This is a genomic window from Streptococcus mitis (genome assembly GCF_001074635.1).
Taxonomy (GTDB): domain Bacteria; phylum Bacillota; class Bacilli; order Lactobacillales; family Streptococcaceae; genus Streptococcus; species Streptococcus mitis_E.
In genome coordinates this window covers 1-16652 of sequence record NZ_JUQO01000022.1, presented here as the reverse complement: position 1 = coordinate 16652, position 16652 = coordinate 1, and the positions used below count along the sequence as shown (strand labels likewise).

18 protein-coding genes and 1 pseudogene are annotated in these 16652 nt (G+C 38.7%); 16 read left to right on the top strand and 3 right to left on the bottom strand.

Annotated features, from left to right (window positions below; translation table 11 throughout):
• The first annotated feature begins 10 nt into the window (after positions 1 to 10).
• The 9 genes from pgsA (at position 11) to tsf (ending at position 7753) form a co-directional block, all read left to right on the top strand.
• Positions 11 to 556: a CDP-diacylglycerol--glycerol-3-phosphate 3-phosphatidyltransferase gene (pgsA, locus tag ADI58_RS00870; protein WP_049521107.1), complete on the top strand. Its 546-nt coding sequence runs from the start codon at positions 11 to 13 to the stop codon at positions 554 to 556.
• Positions 553 to 1380 carry an energy-coupling factor ABC transporter ATP-binding protein gene (locus ADI58_RS00865; RefSeq protein ID WP_049521106.1) on the top strand — a complete coding sequence of 276 codons (828 nt, stop codon included), beginning with the start codon at positions 553 to 555 and terminating at the stop codon, positions 1378 to 1380. The genes pgsA and ADI58_RS00865 overlap by 4 nt, the downstream gene beginning before the upstream one ends.
• Positions 1365 to 2204 carry an energy-coupling factor transporter ATPase gene (locus ADI58_RS00860; protein ID WP_049521105.1) on the top strand — a complete coding sequence of 280 codons (840 nt, stop codon included), beginning with the start codon at positions 1365 to 1367 and terminating at the stop codon, positions 2202 to 2204. The genes ADI58_RS00865 and ADI58_RS00860 overlap by 16 nt, the downstream gene beginning before the upstream one ends.
• A complete protein-coding gene (locus ADI58_RS00855) occupies positions 2197 to 2991 on the top strand; it encodes an energy-coupling factor transporter transmembrane component T family protein (protein ID WP_049521104.1) in 795 nt (264 codons plus the stop codon). The genes ADI58_RS00860 and ADI58_RS00855 overlap by 8 nt, the downstream gene beginning before the upstream one ends.
• Positions 2992 to 3049: 58 nt before the next feature.
• Positions 3050 to 3868, top strand: a complete 819-nt coding sequence (mreC, locus tag ADI58_RS00850) for a rod shape-determining protein MreC (protein ID WP_049521103.1) — start codon at positions 3050 to 3052, stop codon at positions 3866 to 3868.
• Positions 3868 to 4362, top strand: coding sequence for a rod shape-determining protein MreD (gene mreD, locus ADI58_RS00845; RefSeq protein WP_033678815.1), 495 nt, complete (start codon positions 3868 to 3870; stop codon positions 4360 to 4362). The genes mreC and mreD overlap by 1 nt, the downstream gene beginning before the upstream one ends.
• 93 nt (positions 4363 to 4455) lie before the next feature.
• Positions 4456 to 5634 (top strand): peptidoglycan hydrolase PcsB, encoded by a 1179-nt coding sequence (gene pcsB, locus ADI58_RS00840; protein ID WP_049521102.1) that lies wholly within the window; start codon positions 4456 to 4458, stop codon positions 5632 to 5634.
• 223 nt (positions 5635 to 5857) lie between these two features.
• Positions 5858 to 6634: a 30S ribosomal protein S2 gene (gene rpsB / locus ADI58_RS00835; protein ID WP_049521101.1), complete on the top strand. Its 777-nt coding sequence runs from the start codon at positions 5858 to 5860 to the stop codon at positions 6632 to 6634.
• Positions 6635 to 6712: 78 nt separating this feature from the next.
• Complete coding sequence (gene tsf / locus ADI58_RS00830) at positions 6713 to 7753, top strand: translation elongation factor Ts (RefSeq protein ID WP_000808071.1); 1041 nt, start codon at positions 6713 to 6715, stop codon at positions 7751 to 7753.
• Between the two features lie 121 nt (positions 7754 to 7874).
• Here tsf and cysK read toward each other — a convergent pair whose 3' ends face one another.
• From cysK to ADI58_RS00820, 3 genes and pseudogenes are all read right to left on the bottom strand, one after another.
• A complete protein-coding gene (cysK, locus tag ADI58_RS00825; RefSeq protein WP_049521100.1) occupies positions 7875 to 8801 on the bottom strand; it encodes a cysteine synthase A in 927 nt (308 codons plus the stop codon).
• A gap of 96 nt (positions 8802 to 8897) precedes the next feature.
• Positions 8898 to 8993: pseudogene (locus ADI58_RS11685) on the bottom strand (PH domain-containing protein); the annotation flags it as partial.
• A gap of 93 nt (positions 8994 to 9086) precedes the next feature.
• Positions 9087 to 9722: a YigZ family protein gene (locus ADI58_RS00820; RefSeq protein ID WP_049521099.1), complete on the bottom strand. Its 636-nt coding sequence runs from the start codon at positions 9720 to 9722 to the stop codon at positions 9087 to 9089.
• A gap of 56 nt (positions 9723 to 9778) precedes the next feature.
• Between ADI58_RS00820 and ADI58_RS00815 the strand changes: the two genes are divergently transcribed.
• The 7 genes from ADI58_RS00815 (at position 9779) to ADI58_RS00785 (ending at position 16587) form a co-directional block, all read left to right on the top strand.
• Complete coding sequence (locus ADI58_RS00815) at positions 9779 to 11077, top strand: ATP-dependent helicase ComFA (protein ID WP_049521098.1); 1299 nt, start codon at positions 9779 to 9781, stop codon at positions 11075 to 11077.
• A complete protein-coding gene (locus ADI58_RS00810) occupies positions 11074 to 11736 on the top strand; it encodes a ComF family protein (RefSeq protein ID WP_049521097.1) in 663 nt (220 codons plus the stop codon). Before ADI58_RS00815 ends, ADI58_RS00810 begins: the two co-directional genes overlap by 4 nt.
• Positions 11737 to 11815: 79 nt before the next feature.
• A complete protein-coding gene (gene hpf, locus ADI58_RS00805) occupies positions 11816 to 12364 on the top strand; it encodes a ribosome hibernation-promoting factor, HPF/YfiA family (protein WP_000599100.1) in 549 nt (182 codons plus the stop codon).
• Positions 12365 to 12500: 136 nt separating this feature from the next.
• Entirely contained in the window at positions 12501 to 14474 is a 1974-nt protein-coding gene (locus ADI58_RS00800; RefSeq protein ID WP_049521096.1) for a GGDEF domain-containing protein, read from the top strand.
• The gene (gene rplI, locus ADI58_RS00795) at positions 14471 to 14923 is read left to right on the top strand and encodes a 50S ribosomal protein L9 (protein ID WP_000864214.1); all 453 of its coding nucleotides are present in this window, start codon (positions 14471 to 14473) and stop codon (positions 14921 to 14923) included. Before ADI58_RS00800 ends, rplI begins: the two co-directional genes overlap by 4 nt.
• 43 nt (positions 14924 to 14966) lie before the next feature.
• Complete coding sequence (gene dnaB, locus ADI58_RS00790; protein WP_049521095.1) at positions 14967 to 16319, top strand: replicative DNA helicase; 1353 nt, start codon at positions 14967 to 14969, stop codon at positions 16317 to 16319.
• 1 nt (position 16320) lies between these two features.
• On the top strand, positions 16321 to 16587 hold the full coding sequence (locus ADI58_RS00785) for a Veg family protein (protein WP_001278169.1): 267 nt from the start codon (positions 16321 to 16323) through the stop codon (positions 16585 to 16587).
• The last annotated feature ends 65 nt before the right edge of the window (positions 16588 to 16652 follow it).

Below are 16652 nucleotides of genomic sequence, written 5' to 3'. Positions count from 1 at the left end.
GGAAAAACGAATGAAAAAAGAACAAATTCCCAATCTCTTAACAATAGGTCGAATTCTCTTTATACCTATTTTTATCTTTATTTTAACGATAGGAAATTCGGTAGAGAGTCATATAGTGGCAGCTATTATCTTTGCTGTTGCCAGTATTACCGACTATTTAGACGGATATTTAGCTCGTAAATGGAATGTGGTCAGTAATTTTGGTAAATTTGCAGATCCTATGGCGGATAAGTTACTAGTTATGTCGGCTTTTATTATGTTGATTGAGCTAGGCATGGCTCCAGCTTGGATTGTTGCAGTGATCATCTGTCGTGAGTTGGCTGTGACAGGTTTAAGGCTTTTATTGGTTGAAACTGGTGGAACAGTTTTAGCAGCAGCAATGCCTGGAAAAATTAAAACTTTTAGTCAGATGTTTGCCATTATTTTCTTGCTATTACATTGGACTTTGCTTGGTCAAGTTCTACTTTATGTGGCCTTGTTTTTCACTATCTACTCTGGCTATGATTATTTCAAGGGTAGTGCCTATGTATTTAAAGGGACATTTGGTTCGAAATGAAATCAATAATTGATGTAAAAAATCTTTCTTTTCGTTATAAGGAAAGTCAAGAATACTATGATGTGAAGGATATTACGTTTCACGTGAAACGTGGGGAATGGCTTTCGATTGTAGGGCATAATGGTAGTGGTAAATCAACGACGGTTCGCTTAATTGATGGCTTACTGGAAGCAGAATCCGGAGAGATTGTAATTGATGGCCAACGGCTGACTGAGGAAAATGTTTGGAATATACGTCGTCAAATCGGTATGGTTTTTCAAAATCCAGACAATCAATTTGTTGGAGCGACTGTTGAAGATGATGTTGCCTTTGGTTTGGAAAATCAGGGACTTTCTCGTCAAGAAATGAAAAAGAGAGTGGAAGAAGCTCTGGATTTGGTTGGCATGTTGGACTTTAAAAAGAGAGAGCCAGCGCGTCTATCAGGTGGTCAAAAGCAACGTGTGGCCATTGCAGGTGTTGTAGCCCTTAGACCAGCTATTTTAATCCTAGATGAAGCAACGAGTATGTTGGATCCTGAGGGGCGTAGAGAACTGATTGATACAGTAAAAGGAATTCGAAAAGACTATGATATGACCGTCATTTCCATTACACATGATTTGGAAGAAGTTGCCATGAGTGACCGCGTATTGGTCATGAAAAAAGGGTCTATTGAATCAACTAGTAGTCCAAGAGAACTTTTCTCTCGAAATGATTTAGATCAAATTGGATTAGACGATCCTTTTGCCAATCAATTAAAACATTCTTTGAGCCAGAATGGCTATGATTTGCCTGAAAATTATTTGACAGAAAGTGAGCTAGAGGATAAACTATGGGAATTGCTCTAGAAAATGTGAGTTTTACGTATCAAGAAGGGACTCCCTTAGCCTCAACAGCTTTGTCGGATATTTCTTTGACGATTGAAGATGGTTCTTATACGGCTTTAATTGGGCACACAGGTAGTGGTAAATCAACTATTTTACAACTCTTAAATGGTCTATTGGTGCCAAGTCAAGGAAGTGTGCGGGTCTTTGATACCTTAATCACTTCGACTTCTAAAAATAAAGACATTCGTCAAATTAGAAAACAGGTTGGTTTGGTATTTCAGTTTGCTGAAAATCAGATTTTTGAAGAAACGGTTTTGAAAGACGTTGCTTTTGGACCGCAAAATTTTGGAGTTTCTGAAGAAGATGCGGAGCAGACTGCGCGTGAAAAACTGGCTCTGGTTGGAATTGATGAATCACTTTTTGATCGCAGTCCGTTTGAGCTATCAGGTGGACAAATGAGACGTGTCGCCATTGCAGGCATACTTGCCATGGAACCAGCCATATTAGTATTAGATGAGCCCACAGCAGGCCTAGATCCCCTGGGAAGAAAAGAGCTGATGAATTTGTTCAAAAAACTCCACCAGTCAGGGATGACCATTGTCTTGGTAACGCATTTGATGGATGATGTTGCTGAATATGCAAATCAAGTCTATGTGATGGAAAAGGGACGTTTAGTTAAGGGTGGTAAACCAAGTGATGTCTTTCAAGATGTTGTCTTTATGGAAGAAGTGCAGTTGGGAGTACCTAAAATTACAGCCTTTTGTAAACGATTGGCTGATAGAGGCGTGTCATTTAAACGATTACCGATTAAGATAGAGGAGTTCAAGGAGTCGCTAAATGGATAGTATGATTTTGGGGCGTTATATCCCAGGGGATTCGATTGTTCACCGATTGGATCCACGTAGCAAATTACTGGCTATGATGCTACTGATTTTGATTGTTTTTTTGGCTAATAATCCCTTGACGAATCTAATTCTTTTTATAGCGACAGGGATATTTATTGCCTTGTCAGGAGTATCTCTTTCATTTTTTATTCAGGGCTTGAAGTCTATGTTTTTCTTGATTGCCTTCACAACTATTTTTCAACTGTTTTTCATTTCTAATGGGAATGTTTTATTTGAGTTTTCGTTTGTGAGAATCACAGATTATGCTTTGCAACAAGCTGGGATTATTTTTTGTCGCTTTGTATTGATTATTTTCTTTTCCACTTTGTTAACCTTAACGACCATGCCCTTAAGTTTGGCATCAGCTGTCGAAGCTTTGTTAGCGCCTTTAAAGCGTGTGAAAGTTCCAGTTCATGAAATCGGTTTGATGCTGTCTATGAGTTTGCGTTTTGTTCCAACCTTGATGGATGATACGACGCGGATTATGAATGCACAGAAAGCGCGTGGAGTGGATTTTGGAGAAGGAAGTATTGTTCAAAAGGTGAAGGCTATGATTCCCATTTTGATTCCTCTTTTTGCGACAAGTTTAAAACGTGCGGATTCCTTGGCTATCGCCATGGAAGCGCGTGGTTATCAGGGTGGAAAAGGCAGAAGTCAATACAGACAATTGAAATGGACTCGAAAGGATACGCTGACCATTCTTGTTATTATCGTACTTGGTTGTTGCTTATTTTTCTTAAAATCTTAGTAGCTTTCAGGAATTGATAAAAAGTTACTGTAACAGTTTTTGATATAAAGGTAGGGATATGAACCGTTTTAAAAAATCAAAATATGTCATTATTGTTTTTGTCACTGTTCTGCTTGTGTCAGCTCTCTTAGCGACGACTTATTCAAGTACAATTGTGACAAAATTAGGAGATGGAATCTCATTGGTTGATAAAGTTGTGCAAAAACCTTTTCGGTGGTTTGATTCTGTCAAATCAGATTTGGCTCATTTGACACGAACATATAATGAAAATGAAAGTTTGAAGAAACAGATTTACCAGTTAGAAGTTAAATCAAATGAGGCGGAAAGTTTAAAGACAGAAAATGAACAATTGCGTCAATTGCTTGGTATGAAGTCCAAGTTGCAAGCTACAAAGACTTTGGCAGCAGATGTTATTATGCGTTCTCCGGTATCTTGGAAGCAGGAATTGACCTTAGATGTAGGTAAATCAAAAGGGGCTTCTGAGAACATGTTAGCTATTGCAAATGGTGGCTTGATTGGGAGTGTTTCAAAAGTAGAGGAGAACTCTACTATAGTCAACCTTCTGACAAATACGGAAAATGCTGATAAGATTTCTGTTAAAATTCAACACGGCACTACCACAATTTATGGAATTATTGTTGGCTACGACAAGGAAAATGAAGTTCTTAAAATTAGCCAATTAAATAGCAATAGCGATATTAGTACAGGCGATAAGGTGACAACGGGTGGATTAGGAAACTTTAACGTTGCGGATATTCCTGTTGGTGAAGTGGTTGCCACAACGCATAGTACAGACTATTTGACACGAGAAGTAACTGTTAAATTGAGTGCAGATACTCATAATGTAGATGTGATAGAATTAGTGGGGAATTCATAATGAGACAGTTGAAGCGGGTTGGAGTGTTTTTATTGCTTCCTTTCTTTGTTCTAATTGACGCCCATATTAGCCAGCTTCTGGGCTCATTTTTCCCCCATGTACATTTGGCTAGTCATTTTCTTTTTCTATTTCTATTATTTGAGACGATAGAAGTATCAGAGTATCTCTACCTAGTCTATTGTTTTGTGATAGGTTTGGTTTACGATGTTTACTTTTTCCATCTAATAGGGATTGCAACTCTCTTATTTATCTTATTGGGAGCCTTTCTTCATAAATTGAATAGTGTTATTTTATTGAATCGTTGGACAAGAATCTTGGCTATGATTGTTATGAGTTTTCTATTTGATATGGGAGCTTATCTCTTTGCATTAGCGGTAGGTTTAACTCTAGATAGTCTGCCGATTTTTATCGTTTATAGCCTAGTACCATCCATGATTTTAAATCTTGTGTGGATGCTTATTTTTCAGTTTATTTTTGAAAGATATTATCTATAAGAAAGAAACAAAAATGTAACAAAGGCGTAATATTCATTAGGCCTTTTTTTGGTATACTAGTATTGTCTTTAAAAGAAGGAGTATCTACGTAATATGAAGAAAAAAATCTTAGCGTCACTTTTATTAAGTACAGTAATGGTTTCTCAAGTAGCTGTTTTAACAACTGCGCATGCAGAAACGACTGATGACAAAATTGCTGCTCAAGATAATAAAATTAGTAACTTAACAGCACAACAACAAGAAGCCCAAAAACAAGTTGACCAAATTCAGGAGCAAGTATCAGCTATTCAAACTGAGCAATCTAACTTGCAGGCTGAAAATGATAGATTACAAGCAGAATCTAAAAAACTTGAGAATGAGATTACAGAACTTTCTAAAAACATTGTATCTCGCAATGATTCTTTGGAAAAACAGGCTCGTAGTGCTCAAACAAATGGAGCTGCAACTAGCTACATCAATACAATTGTAAACTCAAAATCAATTACAGAAGCTATTTCACGTGTTGCAGCAATGAATGAAATCGTATCTGCTAACAACAAAATGTTGGAACAACAAAAAGCAGATAAAAAATCAATTTCTGAGAAGCAAGTGGCAAACAATGACGCAATTAATACAGTTATTGCAAATCAACAGAAGTTGTCTGATGATGCACAAGCTCTAACAACGAAACAGGCTGAGTTGAAGGCTGCAGAATTAAATCTTGCTGCTGAAAAAGCGACAGCAGAAGATGAAAAAGCAAGTTTGCTAGAGAAAAAAGCAGAAGCAGAAGCGGCAGCAAAAGCAGCAGCAGCGGCAGAGACAGCTTATAAAGAAAAACAAGCTAGCCAACAACAATCAGTACTTGCTTCAGCAAACACTAACTTAACAGCTCAAGTGCAAGCAGTATCTGAATCTGCAGCAGCACCTGTCCGTGCAAAAGTTCGTCCAACATACAGTACAAATGCTTCAAGTTATCCAATTGGAGAATGTACATGGGGAGTTAAAACATTAGCACCTTGGGCTGGAGACTATTGGGGTAATGGAGCACAGTGGGCTACAAGCGCAGCTGCTGCAGGATTCCGTACAGGTTCAACACCTCAAGTTGGTGCGATTGCATGTTGGAATGATGGTGGATATGGACACGTAGCAGTAGTTACAGCTGTTTCATCATCAACAAGTATTCAAGTATCAGAATCAAATTATGCAGGTAATCGTACAATTGGAAATCACCGTGGATGGTTCAACCCAACAACAACTTCTGAAGGTTTTGTTACATATATTTATGCAGATTAATTTACAGAGGGACTCGAATAGAGCCCTCTTTTCAGGTTTTACCGTGATAATCTCTATTAAAAATTATATCAAAATAGCTTGAAAATATTGGAAAAGTATGGTAAAATGAAAATTGTCGTGTGAACGATAATACTCATTCTTGATGAATTGTGAAGCAGTTGCCCTTGGGTCGTTTTGCGAGTTGAAGTCAAGAAGAGGAAAAAAACAAAAAGGAGAAATACTCATGGCAGTAATTTCAATGAAACAACTTCTTGAGGCTGGTGTACACTTTGGTCACCAAACTCGTCGCTGGAACCCTAAGATGGCTAAGTACATCTTTACTGAGCGTAACGGAATTCACGTTATCGACTTGCAACAAACTGTAAAATACGCTGACCAAGCTTACGATTTCATGCGTGATGCAGCAGCTAACGATGCAGTTGTATTGTTTGTTGGTACTAAGAAGCAAGCGGCTGATGCAGTTGCTGAAGAAGCAGTACGTTCAGGTCAATACTTCATCAACCACCGTTGGTTGGGTGGAACTCTTACAAACTGGGGAACAATCCAAAAACGTATCGCTCGTTTGAAAGAAATCAAACGTATGGAAGAAGATGGAACTTTCGAAGTTCTTCCTAAGAAAGAAGTTGCACTTCTTAACAAACAACGTGCACGTCTTGAAAAATTCTTGGGTGGTATCGAAGATATGCCTCGTATCCCAGATGTTATGTACGTAGTTGACCCACATAAAGAGCAAATCGCTGTTAAAGAAGCTAAGAAATTGGGAATCCCAGTTGTAGCGATGGTTGACACAAACACTGATCCAGATGATATTGATGTAATCATCCCAGCTAACGATGATGCTATCCGCGCTGTTAAATTGATCACAGCTAAATTGGCTGATGCTATCATCGAAGGACGTCAAGGTGAAGATGCAGCAGTTGAAGCAGAATTTGCAGCTTCAGAAGCTCAAGCAGATTCAATCGAAGAAATCGTTGAAGTTGTAGAAGGCGACAACGCTTAATTCATATAATTAGTAATTACCTAGGAGGGCGGGGCTTAGCCCGGCTCTCCTATTTTTAAAAAATATAGGAGAATCAAAATGGCAGAAATTACAGCTAAACTTGTAAAAGAGTTGCGTGAAAAATCTGGTGCCGGAGTTATGGACGCTAAAAAAGCGCTTGTAGAAACAGACGGTGACATCGAAAAAGCGATTGAATTGCTTCGTGAAAAAGGTATGGCTAAGGCAGCTAAGAAGGCTGACCGTGTTGCTGCAGAAGGTTTGACTGGTGTTTATGTTAATGGTAATGTTGCAGCAGTTATTGAAGTAAACGCTGAAACTGACTTCGTTGCGAAAAACGCTCAATTCGTTGAATTGGTAAATACCACAGCTAAAGTTATTGCTGAAGGAAAACCTGCTAACAATGAAGAAGCTCTTGCTTTGACAATGCCTTCAGGTGAAACTCTTGAAGCTGCATACGTATCTGCAACAGCAACTATCGGAGAAAAAATCTCATTCCGTCGCTTTGCATTGATTGAAAAAACAGACGCACAACACTTTGGAGCATACCAACATAACGGTGGACGTATCGGTGTTATTTCAGTTGTTGAAGGTGGAGACGAAGCACTTGCTAAACAATTGTCAATGCACATCGCAGCGATGAAACCAACAGTTCTTTCATACAAAGAATTGGATGAACAATTCGTTAAAGATGAGTTGGCACAATTGAACCACGTTATCGACCAAGATAACGAAAGCCGTGCAATGGTTAACAAACCAGCTCTTCCACACTTGAAGTATGGATCAAAATCTCAATTGACTGATGAAGTGATTGCTCAAGCTGAAGCTGATATCAAAGCTGAATTGGCTGCAGAAGGCAAACCAGAAAAAATCTGGGACAAAATTATCCCAGGTAAAATGGATCGCTTCATGCTTGACAACACTAAAGTTGACCAAGCTTACACACTTCTTGCACAAGTATACATCATGGATGACAGCAAGACAGTTGAAGCATACCTTGAATCAGTTAACGCTTCAGTAGTTGAGTTCGCTCGCTTTGAAGTTGGTGAAGGTATTGAGAAAGCTGCAAACGACTTTGAAGCTGAAGTTGCAGCTACAATGGCAGCAGCCTTGAATAACTAATTATAGAAAGGAAGTAAATTTGCTTCCTTTTTTCTATGCAGTCGATCCCTATAGGGAGAGCTTCCTATTTTCAAGGTAAAAATAAAAGGCCCTATAATAAGGGCCAATTGTATTTAGGAGACTAAACTTCAAATTCATAGAGTGCTGTAGAGAGATAACGTTCACCGTTATCTGGTGCTAGAGCAAGGACTTTTTTACCTGTGCCTAATTTTTTGGCAACCTCGATGGCTCCGTAGATAGCTGCAGCTGAGGAAATCCCTACAAGGAAGCCTTCTTTTCCACCAATTTCACGTCCGAGTGCAAGAGCATCATCTGATGTTACACGAACGATACCATCATAGGCTTTAGTATCAAGTGTATCAGGAATAAATCCAGCTGATATACCTTGAATTTTGTGAGGACCAGGTTTTTCACCAGATAGAATAGCAGATTCATCAGCTTCCACTGCAAAAACTTGAATGTTAGAATTTGCTGATTTGAGTGCATGAGAAACACCAGAAATCGTTCCACCGGTACCCACTCCAGCAACAAAGGCATCTAGTCCATCTTTACCGAAAGCAGCTAGTATTTCAGCTCCTGTTGTTCTTTCGTGTACTTCTGGATTTGCTGGGTTGTCAAATTGAAGAGGAAGGAAACCATCACGTTCAGCAGCGATTTCTTGAGCCTTAGCAATAGCACCTTTCATTCCTTCGCTACCAGGAGTAAGGACGAGTTCAGCACCATAGGCTTGGATAATCTTACGTCGTTCCACACTCATAGTTTCAGGCATAACGATAACAACTTTATACCCTTTAGCAGCCCCTACCCATGAAAGTCCAATACCAGTGTTTCCACTTGTTGCTTCAACAATAGTAGAACCAGGTTTCAGAATACCGTCTTGTTCAGCTTTTTCAATCATGCTAAGAGCAATACGGTCTTTTACAGAAGAACCAGGGTTAAATGCTTCAAGTTTTACATAGACATCTGCAGCACCTTCTGGCACGATGTTGTTGAGTTTAACAATCGGAGTTTGACCGATTAGTTCAGTAATGTTGTTATAAATAGACATATGAATACCTCTTTGTATAAGATATTTCTAGTATAACGCTATCTATACCATTTGTAAAATATAGAAATCCTATCGAAGTGATAGGATTTTTTTATATCACAGGTCTAAGCCATTAATTTTCAAGCGATTGTGATAAGCTAATTCTAGTAAATAGGTGTAAAGGAGAACGCTATCCGTTTTCTTTTTGAATTGCTTCATTTTCTAGTAAGTCTTGGTAAGCACCTTTTTATGTTGCTAATTAAAGTAGCTGTGAGAATGTTAATGAAACACTTTATTATCAATCATTTACAGTAAGTTTACAGGAACTTCAACTTCGCGTAAACCTTGATCAGTTAAAGTAACTTTTCCATTAAAAAATTCCACAAGTGAAGCTTTAATATTTTCTTTTTCTTCTTTATCAACATAAATCATCGTATCGACTTGATCTGTAAAGTTTGTATCCAGCTCCATGAGATTATGTTCTTTAAGGAAGTTACTGTACTCTTGATACTGAGCGTAAGACATTTGAATAGCAATGCCAGCTTGTTCCTTTATTTCAATGATGCCAATTTCCTTGACAGCTAAGGCAACACTGCCTGCGTAAGCACGAATCAATCCTCCAGCGCCTAGCTTAATGCCACCAAAGTAGCGTGTCACGACTACACAGACATTGGTGAGATTGTGATTTTCTAGTACTCCAAGCATGGGAACGCCAGCAGTACCACTAGGCTCACCATCATCACTTGTACGTTTGATTTCACTACGTTCCCCAATGATAAAGGCCGAGCAGTTATGCGTCGCTTTGTAGTGTTCTTTTTTGATGGTGGTAATGAAGTCACGAGCCTCTTCTTCGCTATAAACACGCTTGGCATGACAGATAAAGTGGGATTTTTTGATTTCTTCTTGGACTTGTCCGTCCTCTTTAATTGTTCTAAATTCCATGATTTAATTGTACTAAAAAATCATCTAAAGCGCTAGGTTTTTACGAATAAAGAAGTATGAAAGTAAATCCTAATTATCTCGGTCGTTTGTTTACGGAGAATGAATTAACAGAAGAGGAACGTCAGTTGGCGGAGAAACTTCCAGCAATGAGAAAGGAGAAGGGGAAACTTTTCTGTCAACGTTGTAATAGTATTATTCTAGAGGAATGGTATTTGCCCATCGGTGCTTACTATTGTAGGGAGTGTTTACTGATGAAGCGAGTCAGGAGTGATCAAGCTTTATACTATTTTCCGCAGGAGGATTTTCCGAAGCAAGATGTTCTTAAATGGCGTGGTCAATTAACTCCTTTTCAAGAGAAGGTGTCAGAGGGACTGATTCAAGCAGTAGACAAGCAAGAGCCAACCTTGGTACATGCGGTGACAGGGGCTGGAAAGACAGAAATGATTTATCAAGTTGTGGCTAAGGTGATTAATAGGGGTGGTGCAGTGTGTTTGGCCAGTCCTCGCATAGATGTTTGTTTGGAGCTGTATAAACGCCTGCAAAAGGATTTTGCTTGTGAGATAGCCCTCCTACATGGAGAATCGGAACCTTATTTTAGAACACCACTAGTTGTTGCGACAACCCATCAGTTATTAAAATTTTATCAAGCTTTTGATTTACTGATAGTGGATGAAGTAGATGCCTTTCCTTATGTTGACAACCCCACGCTTTACCATGCTGTCAAGAATAGTGTAAAGGAGAATGGATTGAGAATCTTTTTAACAGCGACTTCGACAGATGAGTTAGATAGGAAAGTCCGTTTAGGAGAATTGAAACGATTGAGTTTGCCTAGACGATTTCATGGAAATCCGTTGATTATTCCAAAACCAGTTTGGTTATCTGATTTTAATCGCTACTTAGATAGGAATCGTTTGTCACCAAAATTAAAGTTTTATATCGAGACGCAGAGAAAGACAGCTTATCCGTTACTCATTTTTGCATCAGAAATTAAAAAAGGGGAGCAGTTAAAAGAAATCTTACAGGAGCAATTTCCAAATGAGAAAATTGGTTTTGTATCTTCTGTAACAGAGGATAGATTAGAGCAGGTACAAGCATTTCGAGATGGAGAACTGACAATACTTATCAGTACGACGATATTGGAGCGTGGAGTCACTTTCCCTTGTGTGGACGTTTTCGTAGTAGAGGCCAATCATCGTCTGTTTACCAAGTCTAGTTTGATTCAGATTGGTGGACGAGTTGGACGAAGCATGGATAGACCGACAGGAGATTTGCTTTTCTTCCATGACGGGTTAAATGCTTCAATCAAAAAGGCAATTAAGGAAATTCAACAGATGAATAAGGAGGCGGGTCTATGAAGTGTTTATTATGTGGGCAGACTATGGAGGCTGTTTTAACTTTCAGTAGTCTTTTACTTCTGAAGAATGATGTCTCCTGTCTTTGTTCAGACTGTGACTCTACTTTTGAGAGGATTGGAGAAGAGAACTGTCCAAACTGTATGAAAATAGGATTGTCAACAAAGTGTCAAGATTGTCAATTTTGGTGTAAAGAAGGAGTTGAGGTCAGTCATAGAGCGATTTTTACTTACAATCAAGCTATGAAGGATTTTTTCAGTCGGTATAAGTTTGATGGAGACTTCCTTTTAAGAAAAGTGTTCGCTTCATTTTTAAGTGAGGAGTTAAAAGAATACAAAGAGTACCAATTTGTAGTTATTCCATTAAGTAAGGAGAGATATGCTAACAGAGGATTTAATCAGGTTGAAGGTTTAGTTGATGCAGCAGGCTTTGCGTATCTGGATTTATTAGAAAAGAGAGAAGAGCGAGCTAGTTCTTCTAAAAGTCGCTCAGAGCGTTTGGCAACAGAACTTCCTTTCTTTGTCAAAAGTGGAGTCACTATTCCTAAAAAAATCCTACTTATAGATGATATTTATACTACTGGAACAACTATAAATCGTGTGAAGAGACTGTTGGAAGAAGCGGGTGCTGAGGATGTGAAAACATTTTCCCTTGTAAGATGAGGAAAAAATTTGCAAAAATAAAATGAAAGCGTTATAATGAAATCAGAAAAACAAAAATGTTTAGAAAGAAGGTACTCATATGATTAAATATAGTATCCGTGGTGAAAACCTAGAAGTAACAGAAGCAATTCGTGATTATGTAGTTTCTAAACTCGAAAAGATCGAAAAGTATTTTCAAGCTGAACAAGAGTTGGATGCTCGAGTTAACTTGAAGGTGTATCGTGAAAAAACTGCTAAAGTGGAGGTAACGATTCCACTTGGATCAATTACTCTTCGTGCAGAAGATGTGTCTCAAGATATGTATGGTTCAATTGACCTTGTAACCGATAAAATTGAACGTCAGATTCGTAAAAATAAAACAAAAATCGAGCGTAAAAATAAAAACAAGGTAGCAACTAGTCAATTATTTACAGATGCTTTGGTGGAAGATCCAAATGTTGTCCAGTCTAGAGTTGTTCGTTCAAAACAAATTGATTTAAAACCAATGGATTTGGAAGAAGCTATTCTACAGATGGATTTGTTGGGACATGATTTCTTTATCTATGTGGATGTTGAAGATCAGACAACCAATGTGATTTATCGTCGTGAGGATGGCGAAATTGGTTTGTTAGAAGTTAAAGAATCTTAATTTCAATATGTGTAAAGGAAGGTTTACTGAATTGTAAACCTTCCTTTTTCTTATAATTGATAGAATTACTGATTACACTTTTAAAAAGTCGCTTTTTGGTGGTTATTATGGTATAATGGGTGCCAAGAGGTTTGGAATGAAAAAATTTTATGTAAGTCCTATTTTCCCCTTAATATTAGGAATAGTGGCGTTCGGAGTGCTATCTGTGCAACTTGTTTTTGTAACGAATACACTGGTAACGCTATTTCTTTTGCTACTTATTTTGGGTTCATATATTTTACTATTCATCCATCAGAGAGACTACTACTCAAGGAGTGAAGTAGAACAAATCCAGTATGTAAACCACCAAGCTGAAGAAAGTTTGACAACCTTGTTAGAACAGATGCCTGTCGGAGTTATTAAATTAGACTTGTCGTCAGGTGAAGTTGAATGGTTTAATCCTTATGCTGAATTGATTTTGACTAATGAAGTGGGCGAGATTGATGTGGCATTAATTCAAACAATTATCAAGGCATCGGTAGGAAATCCAGGTTCTTATGCTACCTTGGGTGAGACCCGCTATTCGGTTCATATGGACAAGGTGTCTGGAGTTCTTTACTTCTTTGATGTGTCTGGAGAATACGAAGCGACTGTTGAGTTAGTAACGAGTCGACCTGTGATTGGGATCGTTTCCGTTGACAACTATGATGACTTAGAAGATGAAACATCGGAGTCTGATATCAGTCATATCAATAGTTTTGTAGCCAATTTTGTTTCAGAATTTGCTGGGAAACATGCCATGTTCTCCCGTCGAGTGAGTATGGATCGCTTTTATCTATTTACGGACTACACGGTGCTTGAGGGATTGATGAATGATAAATTTTCTGTTATTGATTCTTTCAGAGAAGAGTCGAAACAGAGACAGTTGCCCTTGACCTTAAGTATGGGATTTTCTTATGGTGATGGAAATCATGATGAGATAGGGAAAGTTGCATTGCTCAACTTGAACTTGGCTGAAGTGCGTGGTGGCGACCAGGTGGTTGTCAAGGAGAATGACGAAACGAAAAATCCCGTTTATTTTGGTGGTGGATCTGCGGCGTCAATCAAGCGTACAAGGACACGTACGCGCGCTATGATGACAGCTATTTCAGATAAAATTAGAAGTGTAGATCAGGTTTTTGTAGTTGGTCACAAAAACCTTGATATGGATGCTTTGGGTTCTGCTGTAGGTATGCAGTTATTTGCCAGCAATGTGACTCAAAATAGCTATGCTCTTTACGATGAAGAACAAATGTCTCCGGATATTGAACGAGCTGTTTCATTCTTAGAAAAAGAAGGAGTTACGAAGTTGTTGTCTGTTAAGGATGCAATGGGTTTGGTGACCAATCGTTCTTTGTTGATTCTTGTTGACCATTCAAAGACAGCTCTAACTTTATCGAAAGAATTTTATGATTTGTTTACACAGACCATCGTTATTGACCACCACAGAAGAGATCAGGATTTCCCAGACAATGCAGTTATCACTTATATCGAAAGTGGTGCAAGCAGTGCCAGTGAGTTGGTGACGGAATTGATTCAGTTCCAGAATTCTAAGAAAAATCGTTTGAGTCGTATGCAGGCCAGTGTTTTGATGGCTGGTATGATGTTGGATACTAAAAATTTCACCTCACGAGTGACTAGTCGGACATTTGATGTTGCTAGCTATCTCAGAACGAGAGGAAGTGATAGTATTGCTATCCAAGAAATCGCTGCGACAGATTTTGAAGAATATCGTGAGGTCAATGAACTGATTTTACAGGGGCGTAAATTAGGTTTAGATGTACTGATAGCAGAGGCTAAGGACTCGAAATGCTACGATACAGTTGTTATTAGTAAGGCAGCAGATGCCATGTTAGCTATGTCAGGTATTGAAGCGAGTTTTGTTCTTGCGAAAAATACACAAGGCTTTATATCTATCTCAGCTCGGAGTCGTAGTAAGCTGAATGTACAACGGATTATGGAAGAGCTGGGAGGTGGAGGCCACTTTAATTTGGCAGCAGCTCAAATTAAAGATTTAACCTTGTCAGAAGCAGGTGAAAAACTGACAGAAATTGTATTAAATGAAATAAAGGAAAAGGAGAAAGAAGAATGAAAGTAATCTTTTTAGCAGATGTCAAAGGAAAAGGTAAAAAAGGCGAAATTAAGGAAGTACCAACAGGGTATGCACAAAACTTTCTTATCAAAAAGAATCTAGCCAAAGAAGCGACTGCTCAAGCGGTAGGTGAGCTTCGTGGTAAACAAAAATCTGAAGAAAAAGCTCACGCTGAGATGATTGCAGAAGCAAAAGCAATTAAAGCCCAACTTGAAGCAGAAGAGACTGTTGTAGAATTTGTTGAAAAAGTTGGTCCAGATGGCCGTACTTTTGGTTCAATTACGAATAAGAAGATTGCAGAAGAATTGCAAAAGCAATTTGGAATTAAGATTGATAAACGTCATATCCAAGTACAAGCTCCGATTAGAGCAGTTGGTTTGATTGATGTACCAGTGAAAATCTATCAAGATATCACAAGTGTGATCAATCTTCGTGTGAAAGAAGGGTAAATTTACACTTTCTTGACAAGATTGTAAAAGGAAGGGAAGTCTGATGGCAGAAGTAGAAGAGTTACGAGTACAACCTCAAGATATCTTAGCTGAGCAATCCGTTTTAGGGGCTATCTTTATTGACGAGAGTAAGCTTGTTTTTGTGCGAGAATATATTGAGTCTCGGGACTTTTTTAAGTATGCCCATCGTTTGATTTTCCAAGCTATGGTCGATTTATCCGATCGTGGCGATGCCATAGATGCAACAACGGTTCGTACTATTCTTGATAATCAAGGCGATTTGCAGAATATTGGTGGCTTGTCTTACCTGGTTGAGATTGTCAATTCTGTGCCAACTTCTGCTAATGCGGAGTATTATGCTAAGATTGTTGCAGAGAAGGCCATTCTACGTCGATTAATCTCCAAGTTGACAGAGTCTGTCAATCAAGCTTACGAGGCTTCGCAACCAGCTGATGAAATCATTGCTCAGGCAGAAAAAGGCCTGATTGATGTCAGCGAAAATGCTAATCGAAGTGGATTTAAGAACATTCGAGATGTGTTGAATGTCAACTTTGGGAATCTGGAAGCTCGTTCGCAACAAACGACCGATATTACAGGTATTGCGACGGGCTATCGTGACTTGGATCATATGACGACTGGACTTCATGAGGAGGAGTTGATTATCCTAGCAGCCCGTCCGGCGGTTGGTAAGACAGCCTTTGCCTTGAATATTGCTCAGAATATTGGGACTAAGTTGGACAAAACAGTTGCTATTTTTTCACTCGAAATGGGTGCGGAAAGTCTAGTGGATCGTATGTTAGCGGCAGAAGGTTTGGTAGAATCGCATTCTATCCGTACGGGTCAATTGACCGATGAGGAATGGCAAAAGTACACTATTGCTCAAGGGAATCTAGCGAATGCAAGTATCTATATCGATGATACACCAGGGATTCGGATTACAGAGATTCGTTCTCGTTCTCGTAAATTGGCTCAAGAAACTGGAAATCTTGGTTTGATTTTGATAGACTATTTGCAGCTTATCACGGGAACTGGGCGAGAAAACCGCCAACAAGAAGTTTCAGAAATTTCACGTCAGTTGAAAATCCTAGCAAAAGAACTGAAGGTACCAGTAATCGCTCTTAGTCAGCTTTCTCGTGGGGTAGAACAACGTCAGGATAAGAGACCGGTCTTGTCTGATATTCGTGAATCTGGGTCTATTGAGCAGGACGCTGATATCGTAGCCTTTCTTTATCGCGACGATTACTATGAGCGTGGTGGTGAAGAAGAGGAAGGCATACCGAATAATAAGGTAGAAGTTATTATCGAGAAAAACCGTAGTGGAGCTCGTGGAACGGTGGAATTAATTTTCCAAAAAGAATACAATAAATTTTCAAGTATCTCAAAGAGGGAGGCATAAGATGTCAGATGCATTTACAGATGTAGCCAAGATGAAAAAAATCAAAGAAGAAATCAAGGCACATGAGGGACAAGTCGTAGAAATGACTTTGGAGAATGGTCGTAAGCGCCAAAAAAATAGATTGGGTAAGCTAATTGAGGTTTATCCGTCCCTATTTATCGTTGAATTTGGGAACGTTGAAGGAGATAAACAAGCTAATGTTTACGTTGAATCCTTTACTTATTCAGATATTCTTACAGAAAAGAATTTGATTCATTATCTTGACTAAAGTGAGAAATTTTCTCACTTTTTCTTTTTTCTCCGAATAGTTTAAGTGAAGGTAATCTTCGATTT

Excerpts from the sequence above, each read along its gene's own strand:
- pgsA (WP_049521107.1), top strand. The coding sequence starts at position 11 with ATGAAAAAAGAACAAATTCCCAATCTCTTAACAATAGGTCGAATTCTC.
- ADI58_RS00865 (WP_049521106.1), top strand. The coding sequence starts at position 553 with ATGAAATCAATAATTGATGTAAAAAATCTTTCTTTTCGTTATAAGGAA.
- ADI58_RS00860 (WP_049521105.1), top strand. The coding sequence starts at position 1,365 with ATGGGAATTGCTCTAGAAAATGTGAGTTTTACGTATCAAGAAGGGACT.
- ADI58_RS00855 (WP_049521104.1), top strand. The coding sequence starts at position 2,197 with ATGGATAGTATGATTTTGGGGCGTTATATCCCAGGGGATTCGATTGTT.
- mreC (WP_049521103.1), top strand. The coding sequence starts at position 3,050 with ATGAACCGTTTTAAAAAATCAAAATATGTCATTATTGTTTTTGTCACT.
- mreD (WP_033678815.1), top strand. The coding sequence starts at position 3,868 with ATGAGACAGTTGAAGCGGGTTGGAGTGTTTTTATTGCTTCCTTTCTTT.
- pcsB (WP_049521102.1), top strand. The coding sequence starts at position 4,456 with ATGAAGAAAAAAATCTTAGCGTCACTTTTATTAAGTACAGTAATGGTT.
- rpsB (WP_049521101.1), top strand. The coding sequence starts at position 5,858 with ATGGCAGTAATTTCAATGAAACAACTTCTTGAGGCTGGTGTACACTTT.
- tsf (WP_000808071.1), top strand. The coding sequence starts at position 6,713 with ATGGCAGAAATTACAGCTAAACTTGTAAAAGAGTTGCGTGAAAAATCT.
- cysK (WP_049521100.1), bottom strand. The coding sequence starts at position 8,801 with ATGTCTATTTATAACAACATTACTGAACTAATCGGTCAAACTCCGATT.
- ADI58_RS00820 (WP_049521099.1), bottom strand. The coding sequence starts at position 9,722 with ATGGAATTTAGAACAATTAAAGAGGACGGACAAGTCCAAGAAGAAATC.
- ADI58_RS00815 (WP_049521098.1), top strand. The coding sequence starts at position 9,779 with ATGAAAGTAAATCCTAATTATCTCGGTCGTTTGTTTACGGAGAATGAA.
- ADI58_RS00810 (WP_049521097.1), top strand. The coding sequence starts at position 11,074 with ATGAAGTGTTTATTATGTGGGCAGACTATGGAGGCTGTTTTAACTTTC.
- hpf (WP_000599100.1), top strand. The coding sequence starts at position 11,816 with ATGATTAAATATAGTATCCGTGGTGAAAACCTAGAAGTAACAGAAGCA.
- ADI58_RS00800 (WP_049521096.1), top strand. The coding sequence starts at position 12,501 with ATGAAAAAATTTTATGTAAGTCCTATTTTCCCCTTAATATTAGGAATA.
- rplI (WP_000864214.1), top strand. The coding sequence starts at position 14,471 with ATGAAAGTAATCTTTTTAGCAGATGTCAAAGGAAAAGGTAAAAAAGGC.
- dnaB (WP_049521095.1), top strand. The coding sequence starts at position 14,967 with ATGGCAGAAGTAGAAGAGTTACGAGTACAACCTCAAGATATCTTAGCT.
- ADI58_RS00785 (WP_001278169.1), top strand. The coding sequence starts at position 16,321 with ATGTCAGATGCATTTACAGATGTAGCCAAGATGAAAAAAATCAAAGAA.